The following is an 18,490-nucleotide window of genomic DNA, read 5'->3' as shown; positions in this document are numbered from 1 at the left end:
GTTACTTAATTATTTTTTGTTAATCTTTGTTAACCTACTAATATAATCTTCTTCTCGTAGATAATTGTCAATCTCTTTTAAGAAATTAGAAATTCTTGGTATTTGATCTTTTCCTTTTCTAAAGACAAATGACAAATCAAATCTAATGCCTGGTTCCAATAATGCTTGCTTCATAATACCATCTTGATTATGTGCTACTACAAATGACATTGGCAAAGCAGTACATACACCAGTTTGAGCTGCAAAATTAAAAATTTGACCTGGTGTTGCAAAGTAAGAAACACTATTTGGTGCATCTAACATTGCATTTTTATAGGCTTCACTTATGCTTTCATTTAGATAATATTCAGGTGGATATGTAACCCATGGATGTTGTAACGTATCTTTTAGATTAATTTTCTTTTGTTTAATCTTATTATCGTTATGTAAAAAGATTAAATCTTCTTGGCAAATACGTTTAGATTCATAAGGTTTCCAATTTTTAATACTTTCATCAGGCAAATACATAACTGCCAAATCAATTGTATTATTTTCTAATCTTTCCCAAATTTCCTTACGTGTAAGCATATGTGTTGTTAACTTAATACCATTATGTTCACGATAATAAGCTGTAGCAAACTGACTAATAACACTGTCTTCAATTGAAGCTAAAATACCTATATTAATTTCGCCTTGTGTTGCACTTGTTGACATTTGTATCTCATCAGTAGCCTGGTTCAATGTTTCATAAATTTGATGTGTAGCATCCAACATTGTGTAACCCGCATCAGAGAGATGTAATTTCTTACCTACTGAGTAAAATAATGGTGCACCTACTGCTCTTTCTAACTTTTTAATTTGTTGAGTAAGTGCTGGTTGGGTAATCCCTAATATCTGAGCTGCTTGTGTGTAACTCATTGTCTCAGCAAGTTGCAAGAAATAACTCAATGTTTTAGAAGAAAAAATATTCTCTTGTTTTGTTTTCATATCATTATCCTTTCGCAAATCCATACGGGACTTATCAACATATAATTTAATACCTATCCTTATTATACATTAAAATATAAAAAAATATAGTCCATTATTTGCGAATTTGATAATTATTTTAACCAATTTTCAGGATCTTTTCTCCATGCATGCAAGATTTCTTTTTGTTTTTCTTCAATGTAGTCATTTTCTTCTGCAACTTCAATTAGTTCTGTATAATTTGTCAATGTAGCATATGATAAATTATATGCCTTAAAGTTATCATCTAATTTACCTAATTGATAACTGAAAATACCACATACTCCCAATACAGCTGCACCTTCGTTTTTAGCTGCATCAACTGCTTTTAACACACTTCCACCTGTTGATAATAAATCGTCAATTAACACTACTTTTTGACCTTCAGCTAAAACACCTTCTATTTGCTTCCCACGTCCATGATCCTTTGGCTTAGAACGTACATAAATCATAGGTAAATTTAATTCTTCAGCAATCCATGCAGCATGAGGAATACCAGCAGTTGCAGTTCCTGCAATAACTTCTGTTTCTGGATATTTTTCTCTAATAATATCAGCAATTCCTTTAGCAATTCTCTTTCTTACTTCTGGATAGCTAATCGTTAATCTGTTATCACAATAGATTGGAGATTTAATTCCACTTGCCCATGTAAAAGGTTCTTCTGGTGATAAAGTTACAGCCTTAATACTTAATAAATCTTTTGCTACTTGTTTCATTATTTTTCCCTCCATAATTTTGTAACTAATCTATAACTATCTAAAGGATTTTCAGCTTTAGTAATTGCACGTCCTACAACAATACCACTTGAATGATTACGTGCAGCAGCATCTGGTGTCATTACACGCTTTTGATCACCAACATCGCCACCTGCCAATCTAATTCCTGGAGTTATTCTCAAGAAATCATCGCCTGTTAACTTATAGATCATATCAGATTCTTCTGCTGAACAAACAACTCCATCTAGACCAGATTTTTGAGCAATCTTAGCATAGTTTTTTACACTTTCTTTAAGTGAGATTGATAATTTTTGTTCATTCTTTACCATTTCTTCATCAGTAGAAGTTAATTGTGTAATACCTAATATCTTAGTATTAGTATCACCGTTAGATCCATCTAACAATCCTTCTTTAGCAGCAATTAACATTTCACTACCACCAGAAATATGAACTGTTGTAAGTTTGACACCAAGTTTTCCGATAACTTTCATTGCTTGCTTAACAGTATTTGGAATATCATGTAATTTCAAATCCAAAAATACATCATGTCCTTCACTGATTAATTCTTTAACCATATCAGAACCTTCACTATAAAAAAGTTCCATCCCCACTTTTACAAATAACTTTTCGTCTTCAGGAAACTTTTTCAAAAATTCAAAAGTTTTCTCTTTATCCGGAAAATCCAAAGCTATTACTGGTCTATCGTATTTCATAATTTTCCTCCTGTATAATTCCATTCTGTTATTTTTATATTCAAATTGTTTAATTCAGATTTTAAATCCTCAGATAATTCTTCTGGTTTTTTCAGACATAGAGTTTCAGGATTACATTTTCTTGTAATTTCAGCTATAACTTCATATGATAACGGTTCAAAGAAAGTTGTAATTGGCAAAGATAGACTAAAAGCCAATGTATCTGGAGAATTTGAAATTAAACTTACGTCTAATCCAGAATTTGCTAATATCAATAGTTGCTGATTATTGGCAAAACTTCGATTGGATAAGCTTTCAATTCCATCAATTAGTAAAATATCTGCTTTACTTTTCTCCAACTCATCCTCTTCTTCGTATATTGCATAAAAGTATGACACATTAGCATCTAGCGTACCTGCGACTCCATCTATCTTCTTATATGTTGGTCTTATCGCCAAATCATTGCGTATTTGTTCTACTTTATCTACCTGAATATTCCATAATTTAGCTAACATTTTATCACTGATTCCAAGTTCCTTTGCTTGTCGAATGCTTTTCTCACTTGGTTCAACATTTTTTATATTTTCTATGAAATCAATTAATTTGTATATTGTATATAAGAACTGTGCATCAATCTTGGTTAACTCACTAATTTCATCAATTGTATATCCACGTCTAAAAGCTTCTGCAATTATGAATAAACGATTTGCTTGAGGGTGAACTAAGTTTTCTTCTAATTGAAAATCATCAATATTCAAAAACTGGGTTAGCATACTATCAATTTTTTCGTTAGTCATTGACTCAATAGCTTTCATTAGTGCACTTTCCAATGATCTACCGAAAGCAACTATTTGTCCCTTTGCCTGTCTTCTAGTCCCTAACCTCTTAGCTTGACCTTTGGACCAATTTGGAACCTTAACGGCTAAATAATCCATTATTGGTTCACTAGCAGCTGTAAGATTTGAAAATCCAGTTCTTCTAATTGCATCTAGGCGTATTCCAAGTGAAATTTTAGTAATAATATCAGCTAATGGATATGCTGTAATCGCAGAGATCAGAACCGAAGATCTATTAAAAGATGGATTCATTTCTAATATGTAATACGTATCTCTCAATGAATCAAACGCTATTCGAATATTGCAACTTCCAACTATATTAAACATTCTTGCTAATCGCAATGAAACAGTTCGAAGTTTCTGAAATTCCTGATCATCTAATGTTTGAATCGGTGCTACTACCATTGAGTCAGCTGAATGTATCCCAACAGCGTCAATATTTTCAAATGCCCCAACCAAAATACAGTTATCATAACTATCCCTGACAACCTCTAATTCTAATTCCTTATACCCAGTTACACTTGCTTCTATCAGACAATTACTTATTGGCGATTCTTCAAATGCTCGATTTACATTAACTATTAGTTCTCTTCTATTGTTACACAAATCTCCACCAGGTTTATTAGTCGTTGCTGAAGCTCTGACAATTACTGGATAATTATATTCACTAGCAAAGTCGATTGCTTCTTCTATATTTGTTATTTTCTTAGAGATTGGCGTTGGAATTCTTTCTTCATTAAGTAAGTTACTAAATTTTTCTCTATCAAACATACTACTTAATGATGCTAAATCTGTTCCCAAAATTTTTACATTTAGAGCGCTTAGTAAACCATCCTTTGCTAGCTTTATACATGCATTTATTCCTGTTTGCCCACCAAAAATCGGAATAATGGCATCTGGTCTAGTTTTAGTAACTATGTCTGCTAAATTATCAGCTGTCATTTTCATACTATAGAATTCATCTAATAGCTCTGACATCTGACTTTCATTAATTCTAGGAGCAACTAGAATTGGTTTATATCCTTGTTTGCTTAGTGTATAAATTGCACTTAAAGCCCCACTATTATATGAGCCTAAGACAATAATTTTTTTATTTTGACTCTCTAATAGCATTTATCTTATCCTTCCTTATGTCAATTAAATGCATAAAATCATAGAATACATCTGTTCCATCACTAGGACCTGGAGCTCCTTCTGGTTCAAATTGAACAGAAAAAGTTGGATATTTTCGATGCTTAATACCTTCAATCCACCCACTATTTAAATCTTTGTGAGTTACAATTAAGTTATCTTTAGGTAATGAACTTTCATCGACTATGTAACTATGATTTTGTGCAACTGTTATAATTCTGCCAGTTGCAATTTCAATAACCGGAAAATTCAATCCTCGATGTGCACGTGGTAATTCCTTTACTTTAGCTCCATTTGCAATAGCCAATAATTGATGTCCTAATCCTATTGCAAATGTCGGATAATTAGCCTGAATTTGTCTAATTGTTTCAAATGAATCTTCTAAAGTATATGGGTTTCCAGGTCCATTGGATAATAGCACACCATCCGGACAAAGATTTTTAATTTCTTGAAATGTCGCAGTGTATGGAACAATAATTGTATTGCAATTCATACGTGATAATTGACGCAATACACTATGTTTTACCCCATAATCAACTAAGACTATATTTCTTCCGGTATCAGGATTAGGATATGGTTTACTAGTAGAAACCATATCTACTAATTGGTCAGTTAATACAGTTGCATGTAATTGATCAAAAGCATGTTCTAGATCGTTTTCAGCGTCAATAATACTTCCTTTCATTATTCCATTATGTTTTGACAAAATTCTTACTAATTTTCGTGTATCAATACCATAAATTCCAGGAATATCTTGATTCTTTAAGTAATCTGAAAATGACTGCGGACTCGACACATTCATGCTATCAGTGTATGTATGACAAACGACACCTTTACAGACTGGTTGCAATGATTCTAAATCATCAATGTTTGTCCCATATGTTCCCAGTACAGGTGTCGTAAAAACAATTATTTGATTTGCATACGTTGGGGATGTGACAACCTTTTGATAACCAGTCATTGCAGTGGTTAATACCACCTCACCAGTTGAATTTATTTGTGAACCAAAACCTTCTCCTAAAAATGTACTACCATCTTCTAGAATAAGTAATCGTTTCAAAAGCCTCACTCCCAACATGATATTATTCACAACTATTATTATAGCGTATCGATAAAAAAGGTTAAATATCCATTCTTATCTTTTTCTCATGTTCAGCTTCACTAGCTGCTTTCTTTGGTAAAATTAAGTTTAAAACAATTCCAAAGATTGTTGATAAAGCAATACTTGTAAGTTGGAAATTACCTAACTTCAAATAAGTACCACCAATTCCGACAACCAAGATAACAGCTGTAATAATCAAATTTCTTTTTGCTTCAAAGTTTATTTTATTATCAACTAAAATTCGTAATCCATTTGCAGCAATCATACCGAATAATAGGAATGAAATACCACCAATTACAGGAGTTGGAATAGATTGAATCAAAGCAGCAATTTTACCACAGAAACTGAATAAAATAGCGAAGAAAGCAGCTCCTGCAAGCACCCAAACACTATGAATCTTTGTCATAGCTAACACACCAATGTTTTCGCCGTAAGATGTTGTTGGAGGACCACCAACAAAACCAGCAATTACACTAGATAAACCGTCACCTAACAATGTACGGTGTAATCCTGGATTCTTGAAGAAATTACGCTTAGTTAATTTATTCAAAACCATAACGTGTCCCATGTGCTCAGTCATAGTAACAAAGGCAATTGGTGCCATTCCAATGATTGCTCCTGGATACCACTTAAAGTCATAATTAACAAACATTACGTCAAATGCAGGTAGAGAGAACCATTTTGCTGCTGCCACACCAGATAAATCAACAATTCCCATGAAAACAGCGAAAATGTAACCTACAATTATACCTAAAAGTACCGGAATCATACTTGAAAATCCACGTAAGAACATGTTAAAGATAATTGTTGCAACTAAAGTGAAAATTGCTACTCCAAAGTATTTAAGATCATAATGGTTATTATTGAACATTGCATCGTTAGCTGCAGTTGTAGCTAATGATAATCCAATAACTATAACGATAGGACCTACAACAACTGGTGGTAAAACCTTGTCTACCCATTGTGAACCAAATTTTCCTATGATCAAGGAAACAATAACATAAACTAAACCTGCTGCAATTGCACCTTGACCTACTGCAGGATATCCTTCAGATTTCATCAAAGCCTGCATTGTCATAATAAAGGCAAAACTTGATCCTAAGTATGCCGGAATCTTAGCTCTTGTACAAAGAATATATACCAAAGTACCTACCCCTGAACTAAACAAAGCGATACTTGGATTCATACCAATTAATAAAGGTACTAAAACAGTTGAACCAAACATTGTAAATAAATGTTGGACTGATAGAAGTAACCACTGAGGAAAAGTTGGTTTATCTTGAACGTCAAGAATTGCCTCAGGGTTTCTGAATTTCTCGTTTTTCATGATTAAATTAGCCTCATATCTTTATTTTATAGTTTCTTTAATTCGATTCCATCTTTTCCATCAACTTCGTCTACATAAACTGCTACTTGTTCATCCATAGCAGTTGGAATATTCTTACCAACAAAATCTGCTCTAATTGGTAATTCACGATGTCCTCTATCTACTAATACAGCTAAATTGATCTTCTTAGGTCTACCAATATCCATTAAAGCATCTAAAGCAGCTCTAATTGTTCTTCCTGTAAATAACACATCATCGACCAAAATTACATGTTTATCTTTAATATCAAAACCTAAGTCTGCTTCATTTACTACTGGATCTTGTGCTAGTGATGCATCATGTCTGTCATCACGGTAAAGTGTAATATCTAATTGTCCAACAGGAACTTCAGCATTTTCCAATTGTTTCAATCTATCAGCTATTCTTTGTGCTAGATAAACACCTCTTGTCTTGATCCCTACTAGAACTAAATCATCAATTCCTTTATTTTTTTCAATGATTTCATAAGTCATTCTAGTTAGCGCACGCTTCATCGCCATTGAATCATAAATTTGTTTTGCCATTAAAATCATCCTCCTTAAATATTCGAGCCATTAACTATTGCTTAGCTGAAAAAATAAAAGGACTAGAACAAATTAGTCCTAGTCCGCGTATTAATTTCATTTTTATATTAATATACACTATAAGCTTAAATAAGCATTATACCTTTTCAGCCTCACGGGACTAGTTTAAAGGACTCTATTCTTCTTAAACTAAGATACTGTAAAAGCTACCGTTTGTCAAGCGATTCTAATAGCTTTTTGAAGTTTTCTGGTAGTGGTGCTGTGAATTCTAAGTATTCATTTGTTCTTGGATGAATAAAGCCTAGTTTCTCAGCATGTAAAAATTGGCCACTATTTCCTAATGTCTTTCTTGGACCATACAATTGATCTCCAACTAAAGGATGCCCTATATATTTCATATGAACTCTAATCTGATGTGTTCGTCCAGTTTCTAAGACACATTTAACTAAAGTATAATCTCCATAACGTTTCAAAACTTCAAAGTGGGTTACTGCATTTCTTCCATCCTTAACTACTGCTTGTTTCTTACGATCAACTTTACTTCTTCCTAACGGTGCATCAATAGTACCACTATCTTCTTTGATATTTCCGTGAACTAAAGCTACATACTCACGTGTATTAGTCTTATCTTTTAATTGCTTCGCTAAGCTTTGATGTGCCATATCATTTTTAGCGACCATCAATAATCCTGAAGTATCCTTATCTATTCTATGAACAATACCTGGACGATAAGTACCGTTAATAGTAGATAATGGTGAATGGTATAGTAATGCATTTACTAGAGTATGTTCAAAATGTCCAGGAGATGGATGCACAACCATTCCTTGAGGCTTATTTACAACAATTACATCATCATCTTCATAAACAATATCTAACGGAATATTTTCAGGTTCTAAAGATAATTTCTTTACTTCTGGCTTATCAAAAGTTATTTCATCGCCTAAATTGACTTTATAATTAGCTTTTTTCACATCTCCATTTACCTTGATATTTCCATCGTCAATCATCTTTTTTAATTGAGATCGAGTATAATCTGTAAAAATATTAGTAACAACTTTATCTAATCTACCAGTCTTATCTGCTAATACTTTATAATCACTCATCTTTTTCATCCTTTATTAACGCTATTATTACTATAATTACACCAAACGTTAGACACATATCTGCTACATTAAAAATTGGAAAATTCATAAATAATGTTTCAAACATATCAACAACGTAACCTAAACGAATTCTATCAATAAAATTGCCCAACGTACCAGCAATTAATAATGAAATTGCCAACATATATAAATTATCATTTTTCAATTTCCAGAAGAAATATCCCATCAAACCTAGAGCAACTATTGTAATGACTGTAAAGAACCATTGTTGTCCACTTAGAACACTCCAAGCAGCTCCATCATTTCTAACATTTGTTAAAGCTAAAACATTAGATAAAATTACTTGGCTGGTTCCTAATTTAATATTTGCAGAAATCCAGAACTTTAGACCCTGGTCTGCAATAATCAAAATAATAATCATCGGCATATATAACCACATTGTAGATTACACCTTTCCTATCAAAAATGAGTCATATAACCTCTAAGTAATATGACTCAAGTTAATTTACTTCAATATATCCGATAAACTGTATACCAATCTATCTGCATTATAATCTTGATGAAGTAGCTTATCCGGATCAAATAGAATTCCCGACATTCCAGCATTATGGCCTGCTGCGATATCAAGTTCTCTATCTCCAACCATCACTGATTCTTCAACTTTTAAATTATACTTACTAACCAAGTATAACAAAGATTCTGGATCTGGCTTACGAGCAAAATCATTATCTGCAGTTACAAAATCATCAAAATAAGACCAAAGATTATCTCTTTTTAAAATATTCAAGGCACTACTGTCACGATGTGTTAATAGAAAGTTTCTACCACCATTTTCTTTTATCTTACGACAAACATCTGCAGCACCATCAAAGAGACGCATTTTATCTTGATATTGTTCTTCAAAAGAATGATACATTTGACGTAGCTTTGGTATGTCTAGATTTTTGCCATATAACTTAAAAGCTTTTCTAACAGAAGCTTCGCGCATAATTTTATAGACTTCTTTACTATCTAACTCTATTTCTTGAGTTTTCAAAGTTTCTACAAATGCTCGAACCATACCAGGATAGCTGTTGTATAAAGTTCCATCAAAATCCCAAAAATAATTCTTATACTCCATACTCTTATTCCTCATCAGTATCATACATAATTGTTACAGGTCCATCATTAACTAATGATACCTGCATATCAGCTCCAAAAATTCCAGTTTCAACTTGTACGCCTGATTCGCGTAACTTTTCGTTAAACTTATCATAATTCTTGCTAGCTATATCTGGATTTTGGGCTCTTGTAAAGCTAGGTCGGTTTCCTTTACGAGTTTGTGCATATAAAGTAAATTGCGAAATAGACAAAATACTACCTGATACTTGCTGTAAGTTTAAATTCATCTTATCATCAGCATCACTAAATATTCTAGCGTTTAAAACTTTTCTTGCTAAATATTCAATTTCCTTATCGCCATCATTTTCAGTAAAACCTACTAATAACAATAATCCTTGTCCGATTTCACCATTTACGTTTCCATCTATTTCAACCGATGCTTGCTTTACTCTTTGCAATAATACTCTCATTTAAACAACACCCTCTAATGTATTGGACGTTTAACCATATAAACATCCGGAATATTCTTTATTCTATCAATAATTCTTTGGAGATGTTCCTTATCTTTAACACCAATCGTAGCAGAAATATTTGCCATCTTATTATGATCAATTCGTCCATTTACAGAATTCAGACTCTTAGTGTTATTGTTGATTGCTTGAAGTATATCATTTAACAAGCCATCTCTATTATATCCTTGAACTTCTAAATCAGCATTATAGTAAGCTCTATCGTCAGGTAAGATATTCCAAGAAACATCTATTAATCTAGTTCCTTGGCTTTCGGCCGCTTTCACATTAGGACATTCAACTCGATGAACAGAAACTCCACGACCCTTAGTAATATATCCAACAATATCATCACCTGGAACTGGATTACAACAATGACTTAATCTAACAAGTAAATTATCAATACCTTCAATTAAGATACCACTTTCTTGCTTAGGCTTCTTATTTTCCTTTGTATCATTATTAATTTCTTGATGATTTTCCAATAATGCCTTTTCTTCTTGGCGTTTTCTATCATCGTCGGCTTTCTTTCTAAGATCTGCTGTTAAAATATTAACAATTCCAACTGGTGCAGTATCACCAGAACCAATGGAAGCATACAAATCGTCGGCTTTCTTAAATTGCTTTTTCTCTAAGCATTTAGCCATATTATCATTTAAAACATCTTTAGCATTATATCCTGCATTGGTTAATTCTTGAATTAGTATTTCTCTACCTTTTTCAATATTTTCTTCACGATCGCGTTTCTTGAAAAAGTGTTTAATTTTATTTCTAGCCTTGCTTGTGTGTACTAAATCTAACCAGTCTTGACTAGGACCTGCAGAATTTTGTGAAGTTAAAATGTCTACAATATCCCCGTTCTTCAATTGATAGTCAAGAGGTCGAATCTTACCATTGACCTTTGCTCCAGTTGTATGAGCACCAATTTCAGTATGGATACTATATGCCATATCCAATGGGCCTGAGCCTTTTGGTAATTCAAACACATCACCTTTAGGAGTAAAGACATAAACTCGATCACTAAACAAGTCACCTTTAACACTTTCCATAAATTCAGAAGCATCGTTTGACTCTTTTTGTAATTCTAGAATTTCTTTAAACAAGTTCAATTTCGTTCCAGTAGTTGTTTGAGGAACTGCATCTTTACGTCCTTCTTTATATGCCCAATGTGCAGCAATACCATATTCAGCCACGCGATGCATTTCTTCAGTTCTTATTTGAACTTCAAAAGGTCTACCATTAGGGCCGATGACTGTTGTATGCAAAGATTGATACATATTAGCTTTAGGCATAGCAATATAGTCTTTAAAACGACCTGGCATTGGTTTCCAACGAGTATGGATAGCTCCTAAAACTGCATAACAATCTTTAATGCTCTTTACAATTACACGTACTGCAGAAAGATCATATATTTGACTGAATTGCTTATGTTGATCTCTCATCTTTCGGTAAATTGAATATATGTGCTTAGGTCTACCATATATATCATATTCAATATTCAATTCTGCGATTGCTTTCTTAATTTCAACAATCACTTCATCAATATAATGAACTCTTTCTTCACGTTTAGAGTTCATCAAATGTACAATACGATAATATTGTTGAGGATTTAGATAACGCAAAGACATATCTTGTAATTCCCATTTAATTGTACTAATACCTAATCTATCAGCTAATGGAGCATAAATTTCAAGGGTTTCATTTGCTATTCTTCTTTGCTTATCTGGTCTTAAATGACTCAAAGTTCGCATATTATGTAACCTGTCAGCTAGTTTGACAATAATTACACGTAAATCTTTAGACATCGCCAACAATAATTTACGATGATTTTCAGCTAACTGTTCTTGATGAGATTTATATCTTATTTTACTTAACTTTGTTACACCATCTACAATAACTTCTACATCTTTTCCAAATAATTCACCAATATCTCCTAGTGTAACCTTTGTGTCTTCAACAACATCGTGTAAGAAACCAGCACTAACAGTTTCTGGATCCATTTTTAAGTTTGCTAAAATTCCGGCAACTTGAATTGGATGGATTATATAAGGTTCACCAGATTTTCTAACTTGCTCACTATGAACATAAGTGGCAAATTCACACGCTTTTTCAACAAATTTAACATGATTTTCATTCATGTACCCTTTGCACATATCAATTACATCTTGAGCTGACCAAATTGTTTCTTTTTTCATAAATCTCACCTCAACACCCAATAATTTTTTCAACTAATCTCAACTTAACTCCAAAGCAAATGATAAACTTGCTAAAAAATATAATGGTGCAGTTTCTGCTCGCATAATTCTTGGACCTAAACCAGCTAAAATAAAACTATTTGCTTCTAAAAATTCTATCTCTTTTGGAGAAATTCCACCTTCAGGACCAAAAATAGCAATGATATTGCTAGGTTTCTTATTTAAAATCTTAAACAAGTTTCCACTTTCACCTTTTTTAGCTGATTCTTCATATGCAACAATTCTAGCATCATTTTTTTCAAAATCTATATCTTTCAACTTTTCTACAAAAGTTACTTCAGGAATTTTCGTCCTATGAGACTGTTCAGCTGCACTTCTTGCAATTTTTTGTAACCTTTGTACTTTCTTGCTACTTCTTTTTTTATCCCATTTTGCAACAGAATAATCACCTACAAAAAAGATAAATTTAGTAGCACCCATTTCAGTACCCTTTTGTACTATCCAATCAGCTTTATCATTTTTAGATATTCCACAAGCGATAGTAACATCTGCTGGAAGTTCTACATCTGACGGAATAACTTCGACTGAAGTCGCTTTTGCTTTTCCATCTTCAATTTTTGTAATTTCCATCTTATGAACAACTTCTACATCATCAACTAATTCAAAAATATCTCCAACTTTCATTCTCAAAACCTTAATTGCATGTTTATAAATTTCCGGTGTGAGTTGATATTCAGTTGTAATCTTAGAATCAGCAAAATATCGTTGCATTAAATATCCCCCTTAACTGGTTTATGTGCAATAATTGAGTACCAATCTTTTTTATTCAAAATTTCATCTACAACAAAACCATTTTGTTCTAATTCTGTTAAGATTAATTCTTTCTTATCATTTATAATACCAGATGTAATGAAGATACCACCATCTTTAAGATTTGACTTAGCTTGAGGAATTAATGGAACTATAATTTCTGCTAGAATATTAGCTACTATTAAATCTACATTCTTATGTACACCTTCTAATAAATTATTAGGTTTAACTTCAATATTATTGCTAATTGGATTTAGTGCAAAATTTTCTTTAGCAGCTGTGACAGCATTATCATCAATATCATAAGCATATACCTTATCAACACCAAAATGTCTTGCTGCTATACTTAAGACACCAGATCCTGTTCCTACATCAATCATACTCTCATTACCTCGTACAGATGTTTCCAATGCCTGTAAAGCCAGTTGAGTAGTAGGATGTGTACCTGTTCCAAATGCTCTACCTGGATCTAGCCTTATTAAGATCTCATCTTCTTGTTCTTTTTGATATTCTTCCCAGCTTGGTACAATTGTTAGATACTTAGTCAATCTAACCGGATGATAATATTTCTTCCATAAATCTATCCAAGCATCATCTTGTAAATTAGTCAATGACACTTTGGCTTCTCCTGGATTCAGACCAAAGTTATTTAATTTCTTTATCTTTTCTTCTAATTCTGGAATTAATTCAACTAAGCCTAATTTACTAGGAAAATAAGTAATTACCTTTACTTTTTCTAAACCTTCACTATCATCAATTTGAACGCCACCAGCACCATTTTCCATTAATATGTTAACTACTGCGTCAATTGCTTCATTAGTTGTAGTTACACTTAACTCGTTCCATTCCAACGTCAGCTCATCCTTTCTAAAACTTAGGGTATTTAATCCTATTATTTGGATTAGGTAAACTTAGCATATTTGAATCAATAATCTTTTTATACTCATCTTCAGACCAGACCAATTCAAAAATTTCTTTTTCATCATCTGTTAGGAAATCTAATAAATCTGACTCACCATTATCCAATACTATTTGTAAATATGATACAAAGGCTTTTGCTTCTGCTAAAGACCAACCATTCTTACCATCATAAGGCAAACATACCAAATAGTCATCTGCATCAAAATTTTTCTCACGATTTTTATCATAGATTAATATTTCATCTACAAAAGTAACTACTGGCTCAGTTGACTCCACACCTAAAGTATCAGTTAATAAAGCTGCCTCTTTATTTTCAGCATAAAAAGTTAGTTCTATTTCAAATTGTCTATCTTTCTTATTCCAATTAACGAATATATCACCGTCAAAATCTAGTGTTTTCACTGTTTCTTTTAAGAAAGAATTTAAATCCGCTGCTTCTACCAATTTTACTTCCCCCATACCCTATTTATATTTACTTTCTATAATACATTATAATATTATCATTATCCAACTTTTATTGTATTATTCGTATTTTACTAAGCTTTATCTCTATATTTTTCTTATTTTTACTATTAATTTTCGTTTTTAAATTTTAATTTCCCTTATTTTCCTTACAAAACCTGTAATTAAGCATAGTATTATGAAGTATAAAAATGATATAATATAACAATAAAACGAATATTAACATAATAAATATTTAAGGAGTCTTATTTATGGCTGAATATAAAATGATTTTAGATTTAGATACCGGTATTGATGATGCACTAGCAATCGCATATGCTTTAGCAACACCTGAAAGTGATTTAATTGGTATTGTTGGATCATACGGAAATATCTTAGTTGAACAAGGTGTACAAAATAGTTTAGATTTACTTGAAATGTTGGGACATACTGAAATTCCTGTTTATCAAGGACTATCTCATTCATCAACTACTGATCATTTCGATGTTATGCCAATTAGTGCTCAAATCCACGGTAAAAATGGTATTGGAGAAGTTGAAATTCCTACTGCTAAAAGAAAAGTTGAAACTATGAATGGTCCTAACTTCTTTATTGAAGCAGCTCACAAATATGGTAAAAAACTTTTAATTGTTCCAACTGGTCCATTAACTAATCTAGCAGCAGCTATCAAAAAGGATCCTGAAATTATTAATTTAGTTGGTCGCGTAACACTCATGGGTGGTGCTTTAACAGTTCCTGGTAATGTTAACCCTGTTACTGAAGCTAACATTAATCAAGATCCTGAAGCAGCAGATTTTGTATTTAGAAGTGGTATTCCTCTTACTATGGTTGGTTTAGACGTTACAACTCGTACCTTATTAACTACAAGAGAAACTCAAAAATGGCGTGACTTAGGTACATTTGCTGGTCAAAAATATGCTGATATCGTCGACTACTACATTGACGCATATAAAGTAACAAGTCCACACCTTGGTGGTTGTGCTCTTCATGATCCTTTAGCTGTAGGTGTAGCCGTCGAACCATCTTTAGTTACAACACTTGCTTTAGATATGAAGGTTGATACTGAAGGCCCTTATGCAGGAAGAACAATTGGGGATGAAACTAAAGTAAACAACCCAAATCCTATAAGTAAAGCCGCAATTGGCGTTAACAAAGATAAGTTTTTAGATGAATTCATGGAAAAATTAACTAAATTATTTGTAGAAGCTAATTAATAAACTTATTAAGGAGGGCTAGACTTGGTATTTCTCGGCTTAGCTTTATACATTTTTTGGCTCTTAATAACACTGCTAAAAATTAATAGTTTGGCTCAGACTCCTACATTTTCATATCAGGTAGCTTTTTTTGGAAGTTTGTCTTGGTATAAAAATGCTAGAAACATTATTTTATTAGTATCATTTTGTATATTAATTTATTTTGCTTCTTTACAATTTATTTATTTTTTATTTCTATTTTCTAGTTTATTCTTTTTAGTACTATTCATACATAACATTCAAAGAAGTATCGGTACTGTAAAAGAAAATTTAATTCTAATGTCACTTAGTATTTTGGTCAGTGTTATTTCTTGCTGGATACTTTCCTTACTATAAGAAAAGTGATAAAGCCCAAAGTGTATCAATTAAGATATACTTGGGCTTTATTTTTTCTATATAAGATAAAAATCATAGCCATCTATTCAAAATCGATAGAGGCTATGATTTTCATAATTCTTTACTTGTTATTATTTAACATCAATAATTTTTACTTGCATAGTTCCACCTGGTGTGTCGATGGATACTACATCGCCTAACTTGTGTCCAATTAAACCACTTGCAATTGGAGATTCGTTTGAAATTTTACCTTCAAATGGATCTGCTTCTGCAGCACCTACGATTTGATATGTTTCTGGTTCATCATCATCTTCTTGGAATGTAACTGTCTTACCTACTGCAACTTCATTTTCATCAATTGACTTATTGTCAATAATTTCTGCATGGTTTAGCATATTTTGAATTTCTTTAATTCTAGCTTCCATAAATGCTTGTTCATCTTTTGCAGATTCATATTCTGAGTTTTCAGATAAGTCACCGAATGAACGAGCTATCTTAATACGTTCAATAATTTCTGCACGTTTAGTAGTACGTAATTCTTCTAATTCTTGTTCTAATTTTTCTTTACCTTCTAAAGTCATAGGAAATGTTTTTTCTGCCATTTTATTCACCTCAAAATTATTTTTCTCGTTTTCTTAAAATATCTCTAACTTTAGTAACTAACAAGTCAATAGCAACTTGGTTTTCTCCACCTTCAGGGACAATAATATCAGCATAACGCTTAGTTGGTTCGATAAATTGATGGTACATTGGTTTTACAGTTGATTTATATTGATCAATAACTGATTGCAATGAGCGACCACGTTCTTCGATATCTCTTTGAATACGTCTGATAATACGGATATCGTCGTCAGTATCTACAAAAATTTTAATATCCATCAAGTCTCTCAAAGCCGGATCATTCAATACTAGAATACCTTCTAGAATGATTACTTCCTTAGGCTCAACCTTTTCAACCTCTGAACTTCTAGTATGCTCTGTATAATCATAAATAGGTTTTTCAATGGTTTTCCAATCTAATAAATCTTTTAATTGCTTAACCAACAACTCAGTATCAAATGCATTAGGATGATCGTAGTTTGTCTTTATGCGTTCTTCAAAAGGCATGTCACTTTGATCATTATAGTAAGAATCTTCTTGTAACATCAATAATGAGTGACCATGTAGTTGTTCAAAAATTGCTCGACTAACAGTTGTCTTACCAGAACCTGATCCACCTGTTACACCTATTATTACTGGTTTATTTTCCCTATTTGCCATTATTGTTCTCTCCCTCTACTAATTAATTTTCATATCCATTTGCTTTTTGCAACTTTTTAACATTCTTTTGATGTTCAGCATATGTCTTAGAGAAATATACTTTCTTTGTCTTAATATTCGCTACGAAATATAAATATCCTTTGTCTTTATCAACAGGGTTTAAAACAGCCTTTACAGAATCAATACTTGGATTATTAAATGGTCCTGGGCCTAATCCCTTATTTTTATAGAGATTATATGGAGAATCAACTTCTAAATCATCGTATGATACAGTTGATTTACTGTTATTTAAAGCATAATGGATAGCTACATCAGATTGTAACGGCATATCTTGTTCTAAACGATTTTCAAATACTCCGGCAATTTTACCTCTATCATCAGCACTACCATATTCTTTTTCTACTAGCGATGCCAATGTTAAAACTTGTTGAACTGAATATTTTGATTTTGAAATTTTATCAAAATATGGTTTCATTTCCATATTAGTCTTAGCTACCATTTGTTCAACTACTGCTTTCAAATTATCATGCTTTCCAACTGTATATGTTGCGGGATACAAATATCCTTCCAACTTATATTTTGTATCTTTAGCATCAACAGCAGAAGATAGCAATTGCGGATATTTGTTCTTTAACTCATTCAAAAAGTTTGCATTATTCATTAGCTTTAGAAAATCTTGCTTTTTAAACTTAGTATTCTTTTGAACTACATCAGCAACTTGATCTATGCTAGCACCTTCTTTAATTAGAATTGTACCATTAGAATGGGGATTACTTTGACCACCTTGTTGTAATTTCTTTGCAATTTCATCCAAAGTCATTGACGGACTTAATTGATAATATCCAGCTTTGAAATTACCTACTTTGTTAGTCTTTACATAATAATCAAAAACAATACCACTCTTAATAATATTATTTTTCTCTAAAATATCTCCAATTTGCTTATTGGAACTTCCTATTGGAATTTTCACTTCTACTTTTTTAGTACTATTAGCATTCAATGGTTGTAAAGAAGAATGAATATACTGATATCCCATCACTCCCATCAAAACTACTAATACCACTAAAATTCCAACAATCCATGAAATAATTTTACCAGCTATTCCACGTTGCTTTTTCAATTTTTCAGAACGGCTTGGATAATTCGTATTATCATTTTTCAAGGTTTTTCCTCCTTAGACTATACAGTC

The 18,490-nt window shown here is 32.2% G+C and carries 19 protein-coding genes; 1 reads left to right on the top strand and 18 read right to left on the bottom strand.

What is annotated here, in order from left to right:
- Positions 1–9: 9 nt before the first annotated feature.
- The 15 genes from PTA89_RS04495 to PTA89_RS04425 all read right to left on the bottom strand — a co-directional run bounded on the left by PTA89_RS04495 (position 10) and on the right by PTA89_RS04425 (position 14,449).
- Positions 10–966, bottom strand: coding sequence for a LysR family transcriptional regulator (locus PTA89_RS04495; RefSeq protein WP_324177449.1), 957 nt, complete (start codon positions 964–966; stop codon positions 10–12).
- Positions 967–1,079: 113 nt separating this feature from the next.
- Positions 1,080–1,700 carry an orotate phosphoribosyltransferase gene (gene pyrE, locus PTA89_RS04490; RefSeq protein ID WP_003706228.1) on the bottom strand — a complete coding sequence of 207 codons (621 nt, stop codon included), beginning with the start codon at positions 1,698–1,700 and terminating at the stop codon, positions 1,080–1,082.
- Complete coding sequence (gene pyrF / locus PTA89_RS04485; protein WP_324177448.1) at positions 1,700–2,413, bottom strand: orotidine-5'-phosphate decarboxylase; 714 nt, start codon at positions 2,411–2,413, stop codon at positions 1,700–1,702. Before pyrF ends, pyrE begins: the two co-directional genes overlap by 1 nt.
- A complete protein-coding gene (locus PTA89_RS04480; protein WP_324177447.1) occupies positions 2,410–4,341 on the bottom strand; it encodes an ATP-binding protein in 1,932 nt (643 codons plus the stop codon). Before PTA89_RS04480 ends, pyrF begins: the two co-directional genes overlap by 4 nt.
- On the bottom strand, positions 4,319–5,419 hold the full coding sequence (locus PTA89_RS04475) for a carbamoyl phosphate synthase small subunit (RefSeq protein ID WP_003704386.1): 1,101 nt from the start codon (positions 5,417–5,419) through the stop codon (positions 4,319–4,321). The genes PTA89_RS04480 and PTA89_RS04475 overlap by 23 nt, the downstream gene beginning before the upstream one ends.
- A gap of 61 nt (positions 5,420–5,480) precedes the next feature.
- Positions 5,481–6,788 (bottom strand): uracil-xanthine permease family protein, encoded by a 1,308-nt coding sequence (locus PTA89_RS04470; protein WP_003700158.1) that lies wholly within the window; start codon positions 6,786–6,788, stop codon positions 5,481–5,483.
- Between the two features lie 26 nt (positions 6,789–6,814).
- Positions 6,815–7,351, bottom strand: coding sequence for a bifunctional pyr operon transcriptional regulator/uracil phosphoribosyltransferase PyrR (pyrR, locus tag PTA89_RS04465; protein WP_003704375.1), 537 nt, complete (start codon positions 7,349–7,351; stop codon positions 6,815–6,817).
- 206 nt (positions 7,352–7,557) lie between these two features.
- The gene (locus tag PTA89_RS04460; RefSeq protein ID WP_003710062.1) at positions 7,558–8,454 is read right to left on the bottom strand and encodes an RluA family pseudouridine synthase; all 897 of its coding nucleotides are present in this window, start codon (positions 8,452–8,454) and stop codon (positions 7,558–7,560) included.
- Positions 8,447–8,893: a signal peptidase II gene (lspA, locus tag PTA89_RS04455; protein WP_324177446.1), complete on the bottom strand. Its 447-nt coding sequence runs from the start codon at positions 8,891–8,893 to the stop codon at positions 8,447–8,449. Before lspA ends, PTA89_RS04460 begins: the two co-directional genes overlap by 8 nt.
- 66 nt (positions 8,894–8,959) lie before the next feature.
- Positions 8,960–9,574, bottom strand: a complete 615-nt coding sequence (locus PTA89_RS04450) for an HAD family hydrolase (protein WP_081530415.1) — start codon at positions 9,572–9,574, stop codon at positions 8,960–8,962.
- A gap of 4 nt (positions 9,575–9,578) precedes the next feature.
- Positions 9,579–10,025, bottom strand: coding sequence for a D-aminoacyl-tRNA deacylase (gene dtd / locus PTA89_RS04445; RefSeq protein ID WP_003700152.1), 447 nt, complete (start codon positions 10,023–10,025; stop codon positions 9,579–9,581).
- Positions 10,026–10,039: 14 nt separating this feature from the next.
- Positions 10,040–12,259, bottom strand: coding sequence for a RelA/SpoT family protein (locus PTA89_RS04440; RefSeq protein WP_081512040.1), 2,220 nt, complete (start codon positions 12,257–12,259; stop codon positions 10,040–10,042).
- A gap of 39 nt (positions 12,260–12,298) precedes the next feature.
- Positions 12,299–13,030, bottom strand: a complete 732-nt coding sequence (locus tag PTA89_RS04435) for an RsmE family RNA methyltransferase (protein ID WP_003700150.1) — start codon at positions 13,028–13,030, stop codon at positions 12,299–12,301.
- On the bottom strand, positions 13,030–13,920 hold the full coding sequence (prmA, locus tag PTA89_RS04430) for a 50S ribosomal protein L11 methyltransferase (RefSeq protein ID WP_087250581.1): 891 nt from the start codon (positions 13,918–13,920) through the stop codon (positions 13,030–13,032). Before prmA ends, PTA89_RS04435 begins: the two co-directional genes overlap by 1 nt.
- Before the next feature lie 16 nt (positions 13,921–13,936).
- Entirely contained in the window at positions 13,937–14,449 is a 513-nt protein-coding gene (locus PTA89_RS04425; RefSeq protein ID WP_003700147.1) for a DUF3013 family protein, read from the bottom strand.
- Positions 14,450–14,703: 254 nt separating this feature from the next.
- Here PTA89_RS04425 and PTA89_RS04420 point away from each other — a divergent pair, with 254 nt between their 5' ends.
- Positions 14,704–15,666, top strand: coding sequence for a nucleoside hydrolase (locus PTA89_RS04420; RefSeq protein ID WP_324177445.1), 963 nt, complete (start codon positions 14,704–14,706; stop codon positions 15,664–15,666).
- A 506-nt stretch (positions 15,667–16,172) separates the two neighbouring features.
- On the opposite strand, the gene greA is transcribed toward PTA89_RS04420, so the two are convergent.
- Genes greA through mltG form a run of 3 tightly spaced genes read right to left on the bottom strand, consistent with a single transcriptional unit; the run spans position 16,173 to position 18,463 of the window.
- A complete protein-coding gene (gene greA / locus PTA89_RS04415; RefSeq protein WP_003700144.1) occupies positions 16,173–16,643 on the bottom strand; it encodes a transcription elongation factor GreA in 471 nt (156 codons plus the stop codon).
- Between the two features lie 16 nt (positions 16,644–16,659).
- On the bottom strand, positions 16,660–17,301 hold the full coding sequence (gene udk, locus PTA89_RS04410) for a uridine kinase (RefSeq protein ID WP_003700143.1): 642 nt from the start codon (positions 17,299–17,301) through the stop codon (positions 16,660–16,662).
- Between the two features lie 22 nt (positions 17,302–17,323).
- On the bottom strand, positions 17,324–18,463 hold the full coding sequence (gene mltG / locus PTA89_RS04405; RefSeq protein ID WP_201897313.1) for an endolytic transglycosylase MltG: 1,140 nt from the start codon (positions 18,461–18,463) through the stop codon (positions 17,324–17,326).
- Between the last annotated feature and the right edge of the window lie 27 nt (positions 18,464–18,490).

The sequence above is a fragment of the Ligilactobacillus salivarius genome, from assembly GCF_035231985.1.
In the GTDB taxonomy this organism is placed as follows: Bacteria; Bacillota; Bacilli; order Lactobacillales; family Lactobacillaceae; genus Ligilactobacillus; species Ligilactobacillus salivarius.
Note: the sequence above shows the minus strand (reverse complement) of the source record. Positions and strands in the feature narration are given on the sequence as shown.